We start from the raw sequence: 14,180 nt of genomic DNA on the forward strand, positions 1-14,180 counted from the left end.
CACCTTGTTGACGCGAGTGTCAGCTAGTGCAGTCCGCTGACCGGCCTGCCGTCCGTCAGGGTGCCCTTCAGCTGCGCCTGCGCCCCCTGCTGGGCCCGGGCCACCAGCAGCGGTCCCGGACCGGACGCGGTGACCCCGCCGGTCGCCCGGATCGACGCGGTGTCCTGGCTGCCCGCGGCCAGCAGGTACCAGTGCCCGGCGCGGGACTTCCACAGCACCCCGGCCAGGACGTGCGGGTCGCGCGGACCGCAGGACCGTACGTCCGTGCCCTTGGCCACGACCGCACCGACCGGCCCGCCCGGCGTCCGGAACTGGGCCAGTGCCGCCGTACCGTCGCCGCGCCAGGTCTCCGCCCTGGTGCACACCCACTCGGCCGCCCCGCTCCCGTCGGGCAACGGCTGGTTCGCGAACGCCCAGGCGTTGACGCTGCGCACCCCCACGGAGCGCTCCGCGGTCAGCGAGCAGGCGAACGGCGCCCAGGCGCGCAGCCCCTCCGCCCCGGACGCCTCACCCGTGGCACCCGGGCGTCCCGCGGTGAGGTGGGCCGGGACCAGCTCACCGAGGTCCGTGGCGAGTCGGGTGCCGGAGGCGTCGGTCAGCTGGAGCACGTTCCACGAGGTGCAGCTGCCGGGCTGCAGGGCGGAGCTGGCCATCGGCGTGGTGACGCCGTCGGTGACGGTGAGGGGTGCCGCGGCCGCGTCCGGCTTCGTCAGGTCCCGCTCGGCGGCCCTCTTCACCCAAGGGGCGGTCAGATAGCGGACGTTGCCGTCGGAGCGGCCGAGCACCAGCGCGCTCGCCTCGGCGTCGGTCGCGCCGTCGACGCGGGCGAAGTCGAGGGCGGCGCCCGCGGTGCCGTCCGTGGGCTCGGCGTAGCGGGCGATGCGCAGGCCGTCGTAGAAGACCGCCACGCGCGCGTTGTCCACCTCGCCCGCGTACAGCAGCTGGGGCGGGCCGGCCGGGGCGCCGGTCTGAGTGCCGGGGGTGGCCGAGACGCGGACCGTCTCTCCGGGCCGCGTCCAGACGGCGAGGGCGCGGCGCAGCAGGTCCTTGTCGCCGGTGAGCGGGCCGCGTGCGGGCCACGCGGAGAAGTCGTTGCGGGCCGCCGACTCCCACGCCGTAGGGGCGACGCGGGTGAGCTTGCCGGGGTCCAGGGCCGCCTCGGCCGCCGGGTTCTCCGCGTAGACGGGCGCGGCGGCGCCGTCGGGACCCCAGCCGCCGCCCGGCATGGCCACCAGCGCCCCGCACACCGCGAGCGCGGCCGCCGCGGCGAGCGCGGCCTTGGTGTGCTGGCGGCGGCGCATCAGGTCGGTGGGCCGGGCCTGCAGCGAGCAGGGGTCGAACTCGGGGGAGGTGAGCAGCGCGTCCTGCGCGGGCACCCCGTTGGCCTCCGCCAGCGCGGACTCGGGGCGGTCGACCCCGGCGGACTTGAGGATCCTGCGGATGTCCGTGTCGGGCAGCTTCTCCAGGCCGCGCAGCACGTACGCGGCGCGGGCCGGGCCGGACAGGGCGGACAGCCGCTGGTCCAGGGCCAGCTCGTCGGCGCCGCCGGAGCGCGGGAACAGGCGCAGCCCCCACACCTGCGGGAGCAGCGGCGGCAGCTGGGAGAGCCGCGGCCGGCCCGTGCGGGGGCGGGCCGCCTCCAGCGCCGCACGCAGGACCCGGAGCCGGAGGAACGCGTACCCGGGGTCGCCCTCCCGGCCCGTGGACTGGGCCGGGATCACGGACGTCTGCTTGCGGCCCCGGGGCAGGGCCCGCTGGACCAGGGCGTGGGCCGTCAGTACCCGGCGGCTGCGGCCGAGGGCCGGCGGCAGTACCAGGTGGGCGAGCCGGACCAGCCGTGGGTAGTGCTCGACGAGCGCGGCCTCGGCCTGTTCGACGTCGACGACCGGGCCGGTGGCCCCGGCGGAGGAGGGTGCGTGACGCTGGGCTACATCCTGTGACTGCACGTCCGGGAGAACGAGCGAGCCGTTGATTGGTCACCGCCAAGCAGGCGACTCACGCCTCGGGTTCGACCAGCAGGCGCGCGTAGTTGGCCATCGACCGCTGGTAGCGGGGCAGATGAGGGGCGAGGGCACCGAGGACGAGGGAGAGGCCCTCGCGGTCGCGGCCCAGGCTGGACAGGCACAGGGCGAGGCAGGCCCGTACGGCGTCGTCCAACTCGTCCGAGGGCGCGTCCAGTTCGGGGGTGAGGAGATTGACGCCCTCCTCGGCCTGTCCGATGTTCCGCAGGGAGGAGGACAACTGGATCTTGGCCCGGCGTCCCTTGTAACCGCTCAGGCCCCGCGCCAGCGCCTCCCGGTACAGCGGCACCGCCTTGTCCGAGTGCCCGGTGGAGTCCCAGGCGCAGGCCTGCTCGAACGGGGCCAGCTCACTGCCGTCGGGCAGCTCGGCGACGAGCTTGCCGATCACGGCGCGGAACTCGGCCGCCCGCTCTTCGGGATACTCGTCGAAGGTCGCCCAGGCGGCGGTCGCGCGATCTTCCCAGTCTTGGTTCACCGGGTCACCCTCGCACACCTGTGCCCACCCCGGCATCGGATTTGAGCGCACCGCGGCCCGGAGCCGTATCCGAAGGGGCTGGGGCATGCTTGGCCCACCAGGACCGGAGGAACGGATGAGGTTGACGCGACTGATGATCGGCGCCGCTGCGGCACTGGCCCTGGCCGACTGCGGGTCGGGCGGCGACACGAAGGCGGTGCCGGCCACCGCCACGGGCAGTCTGGAGAGCCTGGCCGCCGAGGTGAAGTGCAAGCCGAACATGCAGACCGACGCCGACGAGATCCGCCAGGCCATCTGCAAGAACACCGACGGGCAGTTCATCCTCGCCACCTTCGCCACCGACCGCGGCCAGCGCGAGTGGATCAACGACGCGAAGGACTACGGCGGTTTCTACCTCGTCGGCCGCAAGTGGGTCGCCGTCGGCGACGACGGGGTCGTCAAGGCGCTGCGCGGCACGCTCGGCGGCGATGTCGAGGTGGGCGCGAACCACCACGCGCACAGCGGCTGACCAAGAAAAGCGGGCGGTGGGAGATTCCCACCGCCCGCTTTCCCAGGGGGTTGTCACTACGTGGTCACTACGCGCATCGCTGACCGTTGTTGATGCAGTTCGCGATCTTGTTCGCCAGGCCGCCGGTCGTGACGCTGATGAAGTCGTCGTGGTCGGTGGCCGGCTTGTGGAGCTGCTCCGGGAAGCCGTCCACCGCGTAGGCGTTCTTCACCTGGCCGTTCTGGACGGTCGGCGGGGTGATGTTGTACACCAGGCGCATCGTCAGCTGCGGGATCGCCTTGAAGCCGTTCCCGCAGACACCGCTCGCCGGGTCGGCGAAGGCCACATGCGTGCGGTGGTTGGCGCTGTCGATGTTCTGGCCGTCCCAGCAGCTCTGGAAGGCGAACGTACGCACCACCTTGCTGCCCTGCGGGCAGATCGGGTACTGCGACGTCAGCTGCACCTTGTTCTCGAAGCCGGTGCAGCTCCAGTGCGCGTTGGCGTTGGCCAGACCGTTGGTGGTGGTCTTGGCGTCACCGGTGATGATGCGCAGGAACTGCGGCATCGCGACGACCTTGCTGGCCGGGCTGCCGACGTACTTGATCTGCGCCTGGACCGGCGTCAGGATCTTGCCGACGTTGCCTTCCTTGCCACCGCCGTCCGCGTTCTGGTCGAAGTCCTGCGAGCCGTCCTGGACGCGGACCACGGGCCAGTAGTACGACGACAGGTCGCTCTGGTTCTGGCAGCTGGTGCCGCCCTGCAGGAACGTCTGGTTGCTGGAGAACGCGTTGACCTTCTGGTTGCCGACGTAGTCGTGCAGGTGGTGCGCGCCGTTGGTCACGCCGGGCGCCACGATCACGTTGTCGGTGTTGTGGTTCTTGTTCGCGTTCACACCGCAGCGGGTGGTGAAGGTGCCGGTCGAGGCGTTGTTGCCGCGCACCGGCTTGCCCTGGACGTTCGCGGCGACCTTCGTGATGTCCACGAAGTCGGCCGCGACCGGGCCGTTGCCGGCCTGCCCGCCGATGTTCTGCTGCTGTCCGCCGGCCTGCTGCTGACCACCCGTGTTCTGCTGCTGACCACCCGTGTTCTGCTGCTGGCCACCGGTGTTCTGCTGCTGCCCGCCGTTCTGCTGCTGACCACCGGTGTTCTGCTGCTGACCACCGGCGGTGGTCTGGTTGGCGGACTGCGTCGTACAGGCGGCGAGCTGCTTGAGCGAGTTGTTGAAGGAACCGCCGACCCGCTGGATGTCGATCCTGATCCGGTCGATCGTCGCGGCCCGCTTGTCCTTGAGGGGGCCGACGATCGAGTTCTGCACGAAGCTCGGATCGTTGCTCTGTGCCTGCCGGGTGGAGGCGAGCCGGTTGTAGGCCTCGGTGATCTGCCGGTCGAGGTTCCCCAGCTCCATCGCCACACCCTGGCGGGCCTGGTTCGGCACGTTCGTCAGCTTCTGGCCGACGTCCGGGCAGGAGATCGTCGCGACCGAGGCCGTCGCGGCCTTGGTCTGGTTGCCTCCCCACGACTGGTTGTTCGACTCGTGCGCCGAGGCGTAGAAGTTCGCCCAGATCAGCCCGCCCCCACCGAGCGCTAGGGCCGCCGATGCGGCTATGGCCTTGGTGGCCAGCGGCGTACGGCGTTTTCGTGTGTTGCGTCCCATGGAACTCCTCTGACTTCCTTGCGGGGCAGCATCGAGGCGCCCGACAGGAGTGAAGCGGCATCCATCCATACGGACGCCGCCTCAGAGGTGTTCAGCCGTCTCACAAATTAGTCAGAGGATTACCCCGCACTCGGGGCTCAAATACCTGCTGAGCAGCGGAAGTTGCATTTCGGCTCAGCGGTCGCGGTCGAGGTGGGCGAGCACGGCCAGAACGCGGCGATTGTCGTCGTCCGACACCTCAAGGCCCAGTTTGCCGAAGATGTTGGAGGTGTGTTTGGCGATGGCCCGTTCCGTCACCACCAGTTGGGCCGCGATCGCCGCGTTCGACCGGCCCTGCGCCATCAGCTCCAGCACCTCCCGCTCCCGCGGGGTGAGGTTGCCGAGCGGCCGGTCGTCGGCCGCCCGCCGGGACAGCAACTGCTGGATCACCTGCGGGTCCATCGCCGTACCGCCCGCGGCCACCCGTCGTACGGCGTCCACGAACTGGTCGGCGTCGAAGACCCGGTCCTTGAGCAGATAGCCCACCCCGCCGCTGCCGTCGGCGAGCAGCTCCCGCGCGTACAGCTGCTCCACGTGCTGGGAGAGGACCAGCACCGGCAGCCCGGGCCGCTCCTGCCGGGCCCGCAGCGCGCACTGCAGCCCCTCGTCGGTGTGCGTGGGCGGCAGGCGTACGTCGACCACGGCGACGTCCGGCTCCGACTCGGCCAGTGCCCGGGTGAGTTCGGGCCCGGACTCGACGGCCGCCGCGATCTCGAAGCCGTAGGCCTCCAGCAGCCGGACCAGTCCGTCGCGCAGCAGGAAGAGGTCTTCGGCTAGGACAACACGCACGGGATCTCCATGGTCACCAGGGTGGGACCGCCCGCGGGGCTGCTGACGGCCAGGACGCCGTCGAATGTACCGAGCCGCCGCTCGACCCCGGCGAGCCCCGAGCCCGCGCCGATCACGGCACCGCCCCTGCCGTTGTCGGTGACCGTGATCCGCAGCATGTCGCCGGCGTGGTGCAGATCCACCCAGAGCCGTTCGGCACCGGAGTGCTTGACGGCGTTGGTGAGCACCTCGCTGACCGCGAAGTAGGCGGCCGACTCGACGGGTTCGTCCGCGCGGCCGGACAGCTCCACGCTCACCTCGCTCGGCAGGGGCAGCCGCAGCGCCAACGCCCTCACCGCGTCCCCGAGTCCGCGCTCGGCCAGCACCGGCGGATGGATGCCGCGGACCAGGTCGCGCAGTTCCTCCAGGGCCTCCACCGAGTTCCGGCGGGCCTGGGAGAGGAGCTTCTTAGCCTGGGCCGGGTCCCGGTCCAGCAGCATCTCGATCGTGCCGAGATCCATGCCCATCGCGACCAGCCGGGCCTGCGCCCCGTCGTGCAGGTCCCGCTCGATGCGGCGCAGCTCGGCGGCCGAGGTGTCCACGGCGTCGCGTCGGGTCTCGGTCAACACGCGGACCCGTTCGGCGAGTTCGCCCTGGTCTGCGCCGAGGACGGACCGGGTGAGCTCGAAGTGGACCGTCAGCAGACGCGGGGTGAGGCGGTAGGCGGCGACCAGGAGGACCGCTGCGGTGGCGGCGGCGCCGAGCGCGGACGGCTGGTCGGTGACCGGCACGAAGCCGTACCAGTACGTTTCGTCCTTCGCGAGCACCCGCCACAGCCCGGCCGCCACCGCGAACCCCTCGAAGGGGTAGAAGAGCAGGACGGCCGGCAGCAGCGCCGTGATGAAGCCGGCCGTCATGTCCACCGGCAGCCACCGCACGTCCCGCCGGACCTGCGGGTCGCGCAGCAGGGCCAGGGTCCGCGTCCACGGGTTGGCGCCCGCGGGGACCGGCCGGTACGCCGACGGTATCCGCACCCCGCACCACTCGGCCGCGAGTTCCCGGCGCTTGTCCGCGAGGGCCCGCACCGCGGTCAGGATCGGCGGAGTCGTGACGATGCCGACGCCGATCGGGATGAGCGCGACGGAGACCAGGGTCAGGACGAGGAGCAGTACCGAGAAGGGCAGCACGGCCACGGCCAGCGTGAGTCCCTGTACGGCGGCCAGCAGTACCTCTCGGGTCCGCGCACGGGCACGGCCACTCTTCGGTTCGGTGTTCATGCCACAAGTCTCGCCGACCGATCGGCCCCGGTCACTGGGCCGAAGACCCGTGTCAGGGGGTGGTGCCGGCTACACCCCCGCCCGCTGCCAGCACCTTCGCCTCCACCTCCGGGGCCAGGCCCTTGCCCGTCCGGTCCGGGCGCTGCGGCGCGGTGCCGCCGATCTCCGTCAGCCACCGCCAGGTGTCCGCGACCGTCTCGCCGACCGGCCGGCACACCAGTCCCGTGGCCAGCGCACGGGACACGTCCGCGCGGTGCACCGCGTCGTACATCTCGCCGCCCGGCGGCACCCACACCGGCAGCTCGGTCCACGGTTCGATCCCGGCGCCCAGGATCACCTCCGGGTCGGTCCAGCGCAGTTCGGCGTCCGCGCCGGTGACGTCGACGCACGCCCGCAGCAGCTCACCCATCGTGGTGTGGCCGGGCGGGCTCACCAGGTTGCAGGGCCCGCTCAGCTTTTGTTCCACCGCGCCCAGGAGCCAGTCGGCGAGGTCGCGCACGTCGATGTACTGCACCGGCAGCTCGCGCGGCCCGGGTGCCAGGACCGGGCCGCCGCGGGCGATCCGGGTCAGCCACCAGGGGAGCCTGCCGACGTTCTCGTACGGGCCGAGGATCAGCCCGGCCCGCACCAGCAGCGAGCCCTCCGTGCCGAAGGCCTCGACGGCGGCCAGTTCACCGCCCCGTTTGTCGCGCGCGTAGTCGGTCGCCTCCGCGTCGGCGGCGGCGCCCTCCACCAGCGGAGCGTCCTCGCCGGCTCCCGCGGGCCAGGGCCAGGAGTACACCGACCGGCTGGAGACGTACACGTACCGTCCGGCGCGGCCCCGCAGCAGCCGTGCCGCCTCGTGCACGGCACGCGGCGCGGCCGACCAGGTGTCGACCACGGCGTCCCAGGTGTCGTCGTCCGCGGCGAGGGCTGCCAGACCGTCGGCGGCGGTGCGGTCGCCGTGCAGCGACCGCACCCCCTCGGGAGGCCGGTGCCGTCCCCGGTGGAAGACGGTCACCTCCCAGCCGCGCCCGAGCGCGGCCTCCACGACGGCCCGCCCCACGAACTCCGTTCCGCCCAGCACGAGAAGTCTCATGCCGGGGAGCGTGCCCGGTACGGGCCCGGGAGGGAAGGGTTGTCTGCCGTCGGCAGACAACCCCGGTCAACGCCCGGTCGGCGGGGTGTACTTGTAGCCGACCCGGCGCACGGTCTGGATCGTCTGGCGGTGCTGGGCGCCCAGCTTGCGGCGCAGCCGGGCGACGTGCACGTCGACGGTGCGGCCGTCGCCGACGTGGCCGTACCCCCACACGGTGGTGACCAGCTGGTCGCGGGTGTGCACCCGGTGCGGGTGCGCCACCAGGTGCGCGAGCAGCTCGAACTCCAGGTAGGTGAGGTCGAGTTCGCGGCCGTCGACGCTGGCGGTGCGCTGCCCGGAGTCGATCCGTACCAGCGGGTCGCCGTCCGCCTGCGCGACCGTCTCCGGCTGGTCCGGCACCGCGACCGGCAGGAACGGGGGCCGCTGGTCGGCCGGGACCAGCACCAGGTAGCCGACCATCGGCGGCTGGCCGGGCAGGGTGGGCAGGGTGTGCTGCGGCGCGGGCAGCCAGGTGGCGCCCGGCGGCAGGAGGTCCGCCACGTTGACGACCTCGTCCCGGTCGACGGCCCGCAACCGGTGCCGGGTGCCGTTCTGGGCGGGGGCGGTGAGAGTGGCGGTGGAGGTGGAGAGAGCGGCGGTGGAGAGAGAACGAGTGGTCGCCATGAGAGGTCAGCTCTTTCGCGCGAGGAGTTCGTCGGGCAGGACGACGGCCGCGATTCGTGGTCGGGCGCGCCGGGGGACGTACGTCGTTTCGCGCTGGCCGAAGGCCGGGGTGTACGGCTTTAGAGGGCCGGCGCGTTCATCGCGCGGCAACACACCCGGTCGAAGTCGTGGTGCTGACGGGAAGGCCAGAACGGCTCGAGGTCATGGCGACCTGTCGCGATGTGCTTTTGGAAGCTGGCCATGCGCCCATTGAAGCAGACGAGTGCGCCGCACAGGAGTCTCCTCTCACTGCTTGGACGCTTCCTTGGCGGGAAGTTGACGCTGTGTACCTCACCTGCCGATTTACCGTCTCACTCCTCGGACAGGGGGTACGCGAAAGGGGCGCCCGCCGGGTTGGCGGGCGCCCCTTTCGGAGTCTCGGATCAGACCTGGCCGGCCGTCTCCAGGGCGGAGCAGCAGGTGTCCACCAGGAGGCGGGTCACCACGTACGGGTCGACGTTGGCGTTCGGGCGGCGGTCCTCGATGTAGCCCTTGCCGTCCTTCTCGACCTGCCACGGGATGCGGACCGAGGCACCGCGGTCGGAGACGCCGTAGGAGTACTCGTTCCACGGGGCGGTCTCGTGCAGACCCGTCAGACGGTCGTCGATGCCGGCGCCGTAGTTCTTGACGTGGTCGAGCGGCTTGGAGCCCTCACCGAGCGACTCGCAGGCGGTGATGATCGCGTCGTAGCCCTCGCGCATCGCCTTGGTGGAGAAGTTGGTGTGCGCGCCGGCGCCGTTCCAGTCGCCCTTGACCGGCTTGGGGTCGAGGGTGGCGGAGATGCCGAAGTCCTCGGCGGTGCGGTAGAGCAGCCAGCGGGCCACCCACAGCTGGTCGGAGACCTCCAGCGGGGAGACCGGGCCGACCTGGAACTCCCACTGGCCGGGCATGACCTCGGCGTTGATGCCGGAGATCGCGAGCCCCGCCTTCAGGCAGTTGTCCAGGTGCGCCTCGACGATCTCGCGGCCGAAGATCTCGTCGGCGCCGACGCCGCAGTAGTAGCCGCCCTGCGGGGCCGGGAAGCCGCCCTCGGGGAAGCCGAGCGGGCGGGGGCCGTCGAAGAAGGTGTACTCCTGCTCGATGCCGAAGATGGGCTCCTGCGCGGCGAACTTCTCCGCGACCTCGGCCAGCGCGGCACGCGTGTTGGAGGAGTGCGGGGTCATGTCGATGTCGAGGACCTCGCACAGGACGAGGATGTCGTCGCCGCCACGGATCGGGTCCGGGCAGGTGAAGACCGGCTTGAGCACGCGGTCCGAGGAGTGCCCCTCGGCCTGGTTGGTCGAGGACCCGTCGAAGCCCCAGATCGGCAGCGCGTCGAGACCGGCGGGGGAACCCGTGATGATCTTCGTCTTGGAACGCAGCTTGGCCGTCGGCTCGGTGCCGTCGATCCAGATGTACTCAGCCTTGAAGGTCACGGGGCCACATCCTTCGGGGGTGGGTGCGGGTGCACTCGGGTGCTTGCGGCGCTGCGGCACTGGGGCGCCGCGTCGATCTGCCGGGCAGCCTGTCAACAGGCGATTTCCCGGTCATTGCTCTCGTGTGAACCCCGTGTTACCTGGTCGTTCTGTGTCCCGACTCACGTTGTGAGGGTCTGACCCGCGGGGTATGGGCGCTCAGTCGCGGCCCTCGGCGGCGGCCTCCCGAACTCCCTCCAGGAATCCCCGGATCGCCGCCAGTTGCCGCTCGTCGTACCCGCGCAGCAGCTCCAGCGACCGCTCGATCAGCGGGCCGAAGAACGCCTGGCCCAGCTCGACCGCGCGCTCCTCCACCTCCACCACGACCCGCCGCCGGTCCCGCTCCCCGCGCACCCGCCGCACCTGCCCGGCCCGCTCCAGCCGGTCCACGAGCGCGGTGGTCCCCGCCGAGTTGAGCCCCAGCTCGGCCCCGAGCCGCCCGGCGGTCATCTCCTCGCCCGCGCGCCGCGCGTCCATGAGGGCGATCAGGGCGCGTACGTCCGTGGGGTGCATGCCGTTCTGGTGCGCGAACCGGGCGCTGTGCAGGCCGAGTTCGACGGCGACGGCCCGCAGCAGATGGACGGTCTCCATCTCGGGCACCGCGTCGGGGCGGGGCGGGGTCGGCATACGGGTCCTCCGGCGTATCATCTCGCTCAACGAGTATCTTGCTCAGCGAGATAATAGGGGGTTCTTCCATGCCGAGGACGAGCGTGTACGACGCCGACGTCTTCCGGGTTGCGTACGACAAGGTGCTGGCGAAATGGCCGGCGGACCGTGAGGCGCTCACCGTGGCCACGCCCTTCGGCGACACCCGGGTCAACGTCTGCGGCCCACGCGAGGCGCCGCCGCTGCTCCTGCTGCCGGGCGGCGGCACAGCGACCTCCGTGTCCTGGTACGCCCAGGCCGCCGACCTGGCCCGCGTCCGGCGTGTCTACGCCCCCGACCTGATCGGCGCCCCCGGCCTGAGCATCCCGGCCACCGACCGCCACCCCCGTACGGTCGCCGACCTGGCTTCCTGGCTGGACGCCCTGCTGGACGGCCTCGGCGTGACGTCGGCCGACGTGGGCGCGCACTCGTACGGTGCCTGGATCGCCCTGCATCACGCCCTGCGCGCACCTGCTCGGGTACGCCGCCTGTTCCTCCTCGATCCGACCCTGTGCTTCGCCGGATACAAGGCGGCATACCTGCTCCACGCCCTGCCCATGCTGCTGCGGCCCGCGCCCCGCCGGGTCCGCGCGTTCCTGGAGTGGGAGACCGGGGGGGCGTCCCTCGACCCCGAGTGGCTGGCCCTCCAGGAGGCGGGCGCGGGCTTCCCGTCCGCGAAGCCGGTGACGGACCCCCGCCCGGCACCGGACGCGCTGCGCGCCCTGGAGGTGCCGGTCCTGCTGCTCGTGGCAGCGAACAGCAGGACCCATGACCCCACCACGGTGACGAGCCGGGCCGCGGCGACGCTGCCGCACGTGGAGACCGTCGTACTGCCCGGTGTCTCCCACCACGCGCTGCCGCAGGCAGCCTCACCCGGCCTGGCCCGTCACCTCACCGATTTCCTGTCCGGTGGCTGAACCTCACCCCACCTTCTCGATCACCGCGCGGCGGATGAGGAACTTGCCCGGCTCCCGGACCTGTTCGAAGGCCGCGTTGTTCAGCAGCACACAGCTGCCGGAGACCGAGGTGACCTTCACCGTCGTGGACTTGTTGTTGTCCAGGTTGGTGACCTTGAGGGTCGTGCCCGCCGGGAACTGGTTGCTGGACGCGGCCGGGGCGCCGCCCTCGCCGGAGAGCGTGACGGTGGAGCCCTTGCACACCTGCTGACCGGCGGCCGCGGCAGCGCCACCGCCGTTGTTCCCCGCGTTGCCGGCCTGCTGGTTGCCCTGCTGACCCGCGTTGCCCTGCTGACCGGCATTGCCTTGCTGACCCGCGTTGCCCTGCTGACCGGCGTTGCCCTGCTGGCCCGCGTTGCCCTGAGCCGCCTGGGAGCCCTGAGCCGACTCCCCAACGGTGCATCCGGCAGCCTTCTGCTGGACCTCGATCTGCTTGATGACCGCCTCGCGGTTGGCGATCCGGGCCGCCGACTGCGCGTCCGGCTTCGCCTTCTGGTCCGCGATGAACTTGTCGTTGTTGCCGTGGGCCGTGGCCAGCCCCTGGCAGACGGTCGAGTCCCCGGCGGACAGCGTTTTGGCGTTCTGCGGGCTCTGCGCGGCGTTCGAGGTGGACGCCAGCGCGAAGGCCCCGCCGCCCGCCACCGCCGCGGCGCTGACGAGCAGCGCGATCTTCTTCTTCGTGCCGAGAGTTCTCCTGCGCGACATCCGCGCCTCCTGAAGAGGTAGGGGAGCGTACGCCGCTATGTACGAGATCCCGAACGAGGTTACTCAGCGGTTGCGGAAGTTTGCCGAAGTAACCTGCGTCACAGGGGAGTTGAGCAACGCTCAGCTCTTGTTCCGGGAGAGCGCCTCCTGCACGGCCTCCTCGGTGCGGGCGACCAGGGCGGTTCCGTCGTCGGCGGTGATGATCGGGCGCTGGATGAGCTTGGGGTGCTCGGCGAGGGCCGTGATCCACCGGTCCCGCGAGGTCTCGTCGCGCGCCCACTCGCCCAGCCCCAGCTCCTTGGCCGCGGCCTCCTGGGTGCGGGTGATGTCCCACGGTTCGAGCCCGAGCCGGTCGAGTACGGCCCTGATCTCGTCCTCACTCGGCACGTCCTCCAGATAACGGCGGACGGTGTAGTCGGCCCCCTCGGCGTCGAGAAGGCTGAGCGCGCTACGGCACTTCGAGCAGGCCGGATTGATCCAGATCTCCATGCGGCCCACGGTACGCGAACCCCGTTCCCCACCTGCGGAGCGAACGGCCCGCTCAGCCGAGGACCAGCGGAAGCCTCGCGGCGAAGCCGCCCAGCGCGGCCTTCTCCGTCGCGGTCGGCGTGCGGCGTCCGGTGCCGACCAGCAGCGCGTCCCGGTCGGAGAACGAGGCGGGGAACGGGGTCCCGCCGATCTTCTCCAGCGACGCGCGTGCCGCCGCGAGGGACTCGGCGGGCGGATCGGCGGCCGACGGCAGATGCGCGATCAGGTCGAGGTGGTGCAGGGTCCACTCGAGCACGTACGCGGACAGGTAGTCGCCGACGGTCAGCACCTTGTCCTGGGTGCTGACACGGGCGGCGGGATCGGCGAGTGCGGCGGCACGGCCCGCGGCGGAACCGACGTCGTCCAGGTGGAACTTGAGCCACCGCGGCTCGCCGTACGCGGCGGCCAGCCGCGGGATCAGCGCGTCGAGCGGGTCCTCGCCGGTCGGGAGCTCGGCGAGGAGGTCCCAGTAGGTGACCGCGTCCACGGTCGGTTCGCCGTCTGCGGGCGTGACCAACGTGATCAGGACGTCCTGGGCGTCGATGACCAGATGGCACACCAGGTCCCGAACGAGCCAGCCGGCACAGCCGGACGGCCGGTCGAAGTCCTCGTCCGGGGTCTCGGTGACCGCCGTGCGCAACGCCGTCCACGAGCGTGAGAAGAGGTCCACCGCGGCACGGTATCGCGGACGCCCCCGCCATCGGTTCTGTTCGAATTTCCTCCGTCTCACGCGCACCTCCCGAACCTGCGGTGACGCAGTGGCAATTTCCTTACTGACCTGGACCTTTGATGGACCTTCCGGACTCCCTGATTGTCAGTGCCCGGCAGTAAACTGGAAGCAGTGTTCGAGGGAATCGCCGGAGCCTTCCGGTGCTGCCCTGACCGCGACAGGAGGATGCCTGTGCCCGCTGCCGCCCTGAAGACCAAGCCGTTGCCGACCCAGTCCACCGCCAAGCGTTCCGTCCAGCTCGACTCGCCCTACGTGCCGATGCAGAAGCGTGCCCTGCCGGCCGGGCGGCCGCGCGACTGGTACGTCACGCACAACCGGCGCCTGAAGGCCATGCGCCTGGCCATAGCCCTGCTCGACCTGGGGATCTACCTGCCCGACCAGGCGCGCAACGAGACGATCCGCAGCACGGCGGAGAAGATCGGAGTGCACCCGCCGTCGGACACGACGTGCCACATGGTGCGGGCGTTCATGCGGTACTCGCGCTGAGCCGTGGGGGGGGGGGGGGGGGGCGCCCCCCCCCCGGGGCCCCCCCCCCCCCCCCCCCCCCCCCCCCCCCCCCCCCGGCGGCGGCCCCCCGCCGCCCCCCCCCCCCCCCCCCCCCACCCGGGCCCCGCCCGCCCGGGGGGCGCCCGCGCCCGGCCCGGCGCGCCGCCCCCCCCCC

The 14,180-nt window shown here is 71.8% G+C and carries 15 protein-coding genes; 3 read left to right on the forward strand and 12 right to left on the reverse strand.

Annotated elements, in window-relative coordinates:
• Nucleotides 1-23: 23 nt before the first annotated feature.
• Nucleotides 24-1,946 (reverse strand): hypothetical protein, encoded by a 1,923-nt coding sequence (locus ACIRVH_RS19245; protein WP_403954550.1) that lies wholly within the window; start codon nucleotides 1,944-1,946, stop codon nucleotides 24-26.
• A 49-nt stretch (nucleotides 1,947-1,995) separates the two neighbouring features.
• The gene (locus ACIRVH_RS19250; protein WP_403954939.1) at nucleotides 1,996-2,532 is read right to left on the reverse strand and encodes a tetratricopeptide repeat protein; all 537 of its coding nucleotides are present in this window, start codon (nucleotides 2,530-2,532) and stop codon (nucleotides 1,996-1,998) included.
• Between the two features lie 79 nt (nucleotides 2,533-2,611).
• Here ACIRVH_RS19250 and ACIRVH_RS19255 point away from each other — a divergent pair, with 79 nt between their 5' ends.
• Entirely contained in the window at nucleotides 2,612-3,004 is a 393-nt protein-coding gene (locus ACIRVH_RS19255) for a hypothetical protein (RefSeq protein ID WP_403954555.1), read from the forward strand.
• Between the two features lie 67 nt (nucleotides 3,005-3,071).
• Here the strand turns inward: ACIRVH_RS19255 and ACIRVH_RS19260 are convergent, their stop codons facing one another.
• The 7 genes from ACIRVH_RS19260 to ACIRVH_RS19290 form a co-directional block, all read right to left on the reverse strand.
• Complete coding sequence (locus ACIRVH_RS19260; protein ID WP_403954558.1) at nucleotides 3,072-4,637, reverse strand: DUF1996 domain-containing protein; 1,566 nt, start codon at nucleotides 4,635-4,637, stop codon at nucleotides 3,072-3,074.
• A gap of 174 nt (nucleotides 4,638-4,811) precedes the next feature.
• Entirely contained in the window at nucleotides 4,812-5,465 is a 654-nt protein-coding gene (locus tag ACIRVH_RS19265; protein WP_403954561.1) for a LuxR C-terminal-related transcriptional regulator, read from the reverse strand.
• Complete coding sequence (locus tag ACIRVH_RS19270; protein ID WP_403954563.1) at nucleotides 5,450-6,721, reverse strand: sensor domain-containing protein; 1,272 nt, start codon at nucleotides 6,719-6,721, stop codon at nucleotides 5,450-5,452. Before ACIRVH_RS19270 ends, ACIRVH_RS19265 begins: the two co-directional genes overlap by 16 nt.
• 52 nt (nucleotides 6,722-6,773) lie before the next feature.
• Entirely contained in the window at nucleotides 6,774-7,799 is a 1,026-nt protein-coding gene (locus ACIRVH_RS19275) for an NAD-dependent epimerase/dehydratase family protein (RefSeq protein WP_403954566.1), read from the reverse strand.
• A 66-nt stretch (nucleotides 7,800-7,865) separates the two neighbouring features.
• Nucleotides 7,866-8,462: a winged helix-turn-helix domain-containing protein gene (locus tag ACIRVH_RS19280; protein ID WP_403954568.1), complete on the reverse strand. Its 597-nt coding sequence runs from the start codon at nucleotides 8,460-8,462 to the stop codon at nucleotides 7,866-7,868.
• Between the two features lie 422 nt (nucleotides 8,463-8,884).
• On the reverse strand, nucleotides 8,885-9,916 hold the full coding sequence (glnII, locus tag ACIRVH_RS19285) for a glutamine synthetase (protein ID WP_403954571.1): 1,032 nt from the start codon (nucleotides 9,914-9,916) through the stop codon (nucleotides 8,885-8,887).
• 198 nt (nucleotides 9,917-10,114) lie between these two features.
• The gene (locus ACIRVH_RS19290) at nucleotides 10,115-10,582 is read right to left on the reverse strand and encodes a MarR family transcriptional regulator (RefSeq protein WP_403954573.1); all 468 of its coding nucleotides are present in this window, start codon (nucleotides 10,580-10,582) and stop codon (nucleotides 10,115-10,117) included.
• A 68-nt stretch (nucleotides 10,583-10,650) separates the two neighbouring features.
• On the opposite strand from ACIRVH_RS19290, the gene ACIRVH_RS19295 reads away from it, so the two are divergent.
• Entirely contained in the window at nucleotides 10,651-11,517 is an 867-nt protein-coding gene (locus ACIRVH_RS19295) for an alpha/beta fold hydrolase (RefSeq protein ID WP_403954576.1), read from the forward strand.
• Nucleotides 11,518-11,520: 3 nt separating this feature from the next.
• Here ACIRVH_RS19295 and ACIRVH_RS19300 read toward each other — a convergent pair whose 3' ends face one another.
• From ACIRVH_RS19300 to ACIRVH_RS19310, 3 genes are all read right to left on the reverse strand, one after another.
• Nucleotides 11,521-12,261: a hypothetical protein gene (locus ACIRVH_RS19300; protein ID WP_389184006.1), complete on the reverse strand. Its 741-nt coding sequence runs from the start codon at nucleotides 12,259-12,261 to the stop codon at nucleotides 11,521-11,523.
• Nucleotides 12,262-12,381: 120 nt separating this feature from the next.
• Nucleotides 12,382-12,750, reverse strand: coding sequence for an arsenate reductase family protein (locus ACIRVH_RS19305; protein ID WP_403954578.1), 369 nt, complete (start codon nucleotides 12,748-12,750; stop codon nucleotides 12,382-12,384).
• Nucleotides 12,751-12,802: 52 nt separating this feature from the next.
• On the reverse strand, nucleotides 12,803-13,459 hold the full coding sequence (locus ACIRVH_RS19310; RefSeq protein WP_403954581.1) for a maleylpyruvate isomerase N-terminal domain-containing protein: 657 nt from the start codon (nucleotides 13,457-13,459) through the stop codon (nucleotides 12,803-12,805).
• Between the two features lie 231 nt (nucleotides 13,460-13,690).
• On the opposite strand from ACIRVH_RS19310, the gene ACIRVH_RS19315 reads away from it, so the two are divergent.
• Nucleotides 13,691-14,005, forward strand: a complete 315-nt coding sequence (locus tag ACIRVH_RS19315) for a hypothetical protein (protein ID WP_403954584.1) — start codon at nucleotides 13,691-13,693, stop codon at nucleotides 14,003-14,005.
• Nucleotides 14,006-14,180: the final 175 nt, after the last annotated feature.

Origin of the sequence: Streptomyces sp. NPDC101165, from assembly GCF_044768135.1 — a bacterium.
In the GTDB taxonomy this organism is placed as follows: domain Bacteria; phylum Actinomycetota; class Actinomycetes; order Streptomycetales; family Streptomycetaceae; genus Streptomyces.

Excerpts from the sequence above, each read along its gene's own strand:
- ACIRVH_RS19270 (WP_403954563.1), bottom strand. The coding sequence starts at position 6,721 with ATGAACACCGAACCGAAGAGTGGCCGTGCCCGTGCGCGGACCCGAGAG.
- ACIRVH_RS19280 (WP_403954568.1), bottom strand. The coding sequence starts at position 8,462 with ATGGCGACCACTCGTTCTCTCTCCACCGCCGCTCTCTCCACCTCCACC.
- ACIRVH_RS19260 (WP_403954558.1), bottom strand. The coding sequence starts at position 4,637 with ATGGGACGCAACACACGAAAACGCCGTACGCCGCTGGCCACCAAGGCC.
- ACIRVH_RS19250 (WP_403954939.1), bottom strand. The coding sequence starts at position 2,532 with ATGCCGGGGTGGGCACAGGTGTGCGAGGGTGACCCGGTGAACCAAGAC.
- ACIRVH_RS19275 (WP_403954566.1), bottom strand. The coding sequence starts at position 7,799 with ATGAGACTTCTCGTGCTGGGCGGAACGGAGTTCGTGGGGCGGGCCGTC.
- ACIRVH_RS19290 (WP_403954573.1), bottom strand. The coding sequence starts at position 10,582 with ATGCCGACCCCGCCCCGCCCCGACGCGGTGCCCGAGATGGAGACCGTC.
- ACIRVH_RS19300 (WP_389184006.1), bottom strand. The coding sequence starts at position 12,261 with ATGTCGCGCAGGAGAACTCTCGGCACGAAGAAGAAGATCGCGCTGCTC.
- ACIRVH_RS19255 (WP_403954555.1), top strand. The coding sequence starts at position 2,612 with ATGAGGTTGACGCGACTGATGATCGGCGCCGCTGCGGCACTGGCCCTG.
- ACIRVH_RS19305 (WP_403954578.1), bottom strand. The coding sequence starts at position 12,750 with ATGGAGATCTGGATCAATCCGGCCTGCTCGAAGTGCCGTAGCGCGCTC.
- ACIRVH_RS19295 (WP_403954576.1), top strand. The coding sequence starts at position 10,651 with ATGCCGAGGACGAGCGTGTACGACGCCGACGTCTTCCGGGTTGCGTAC.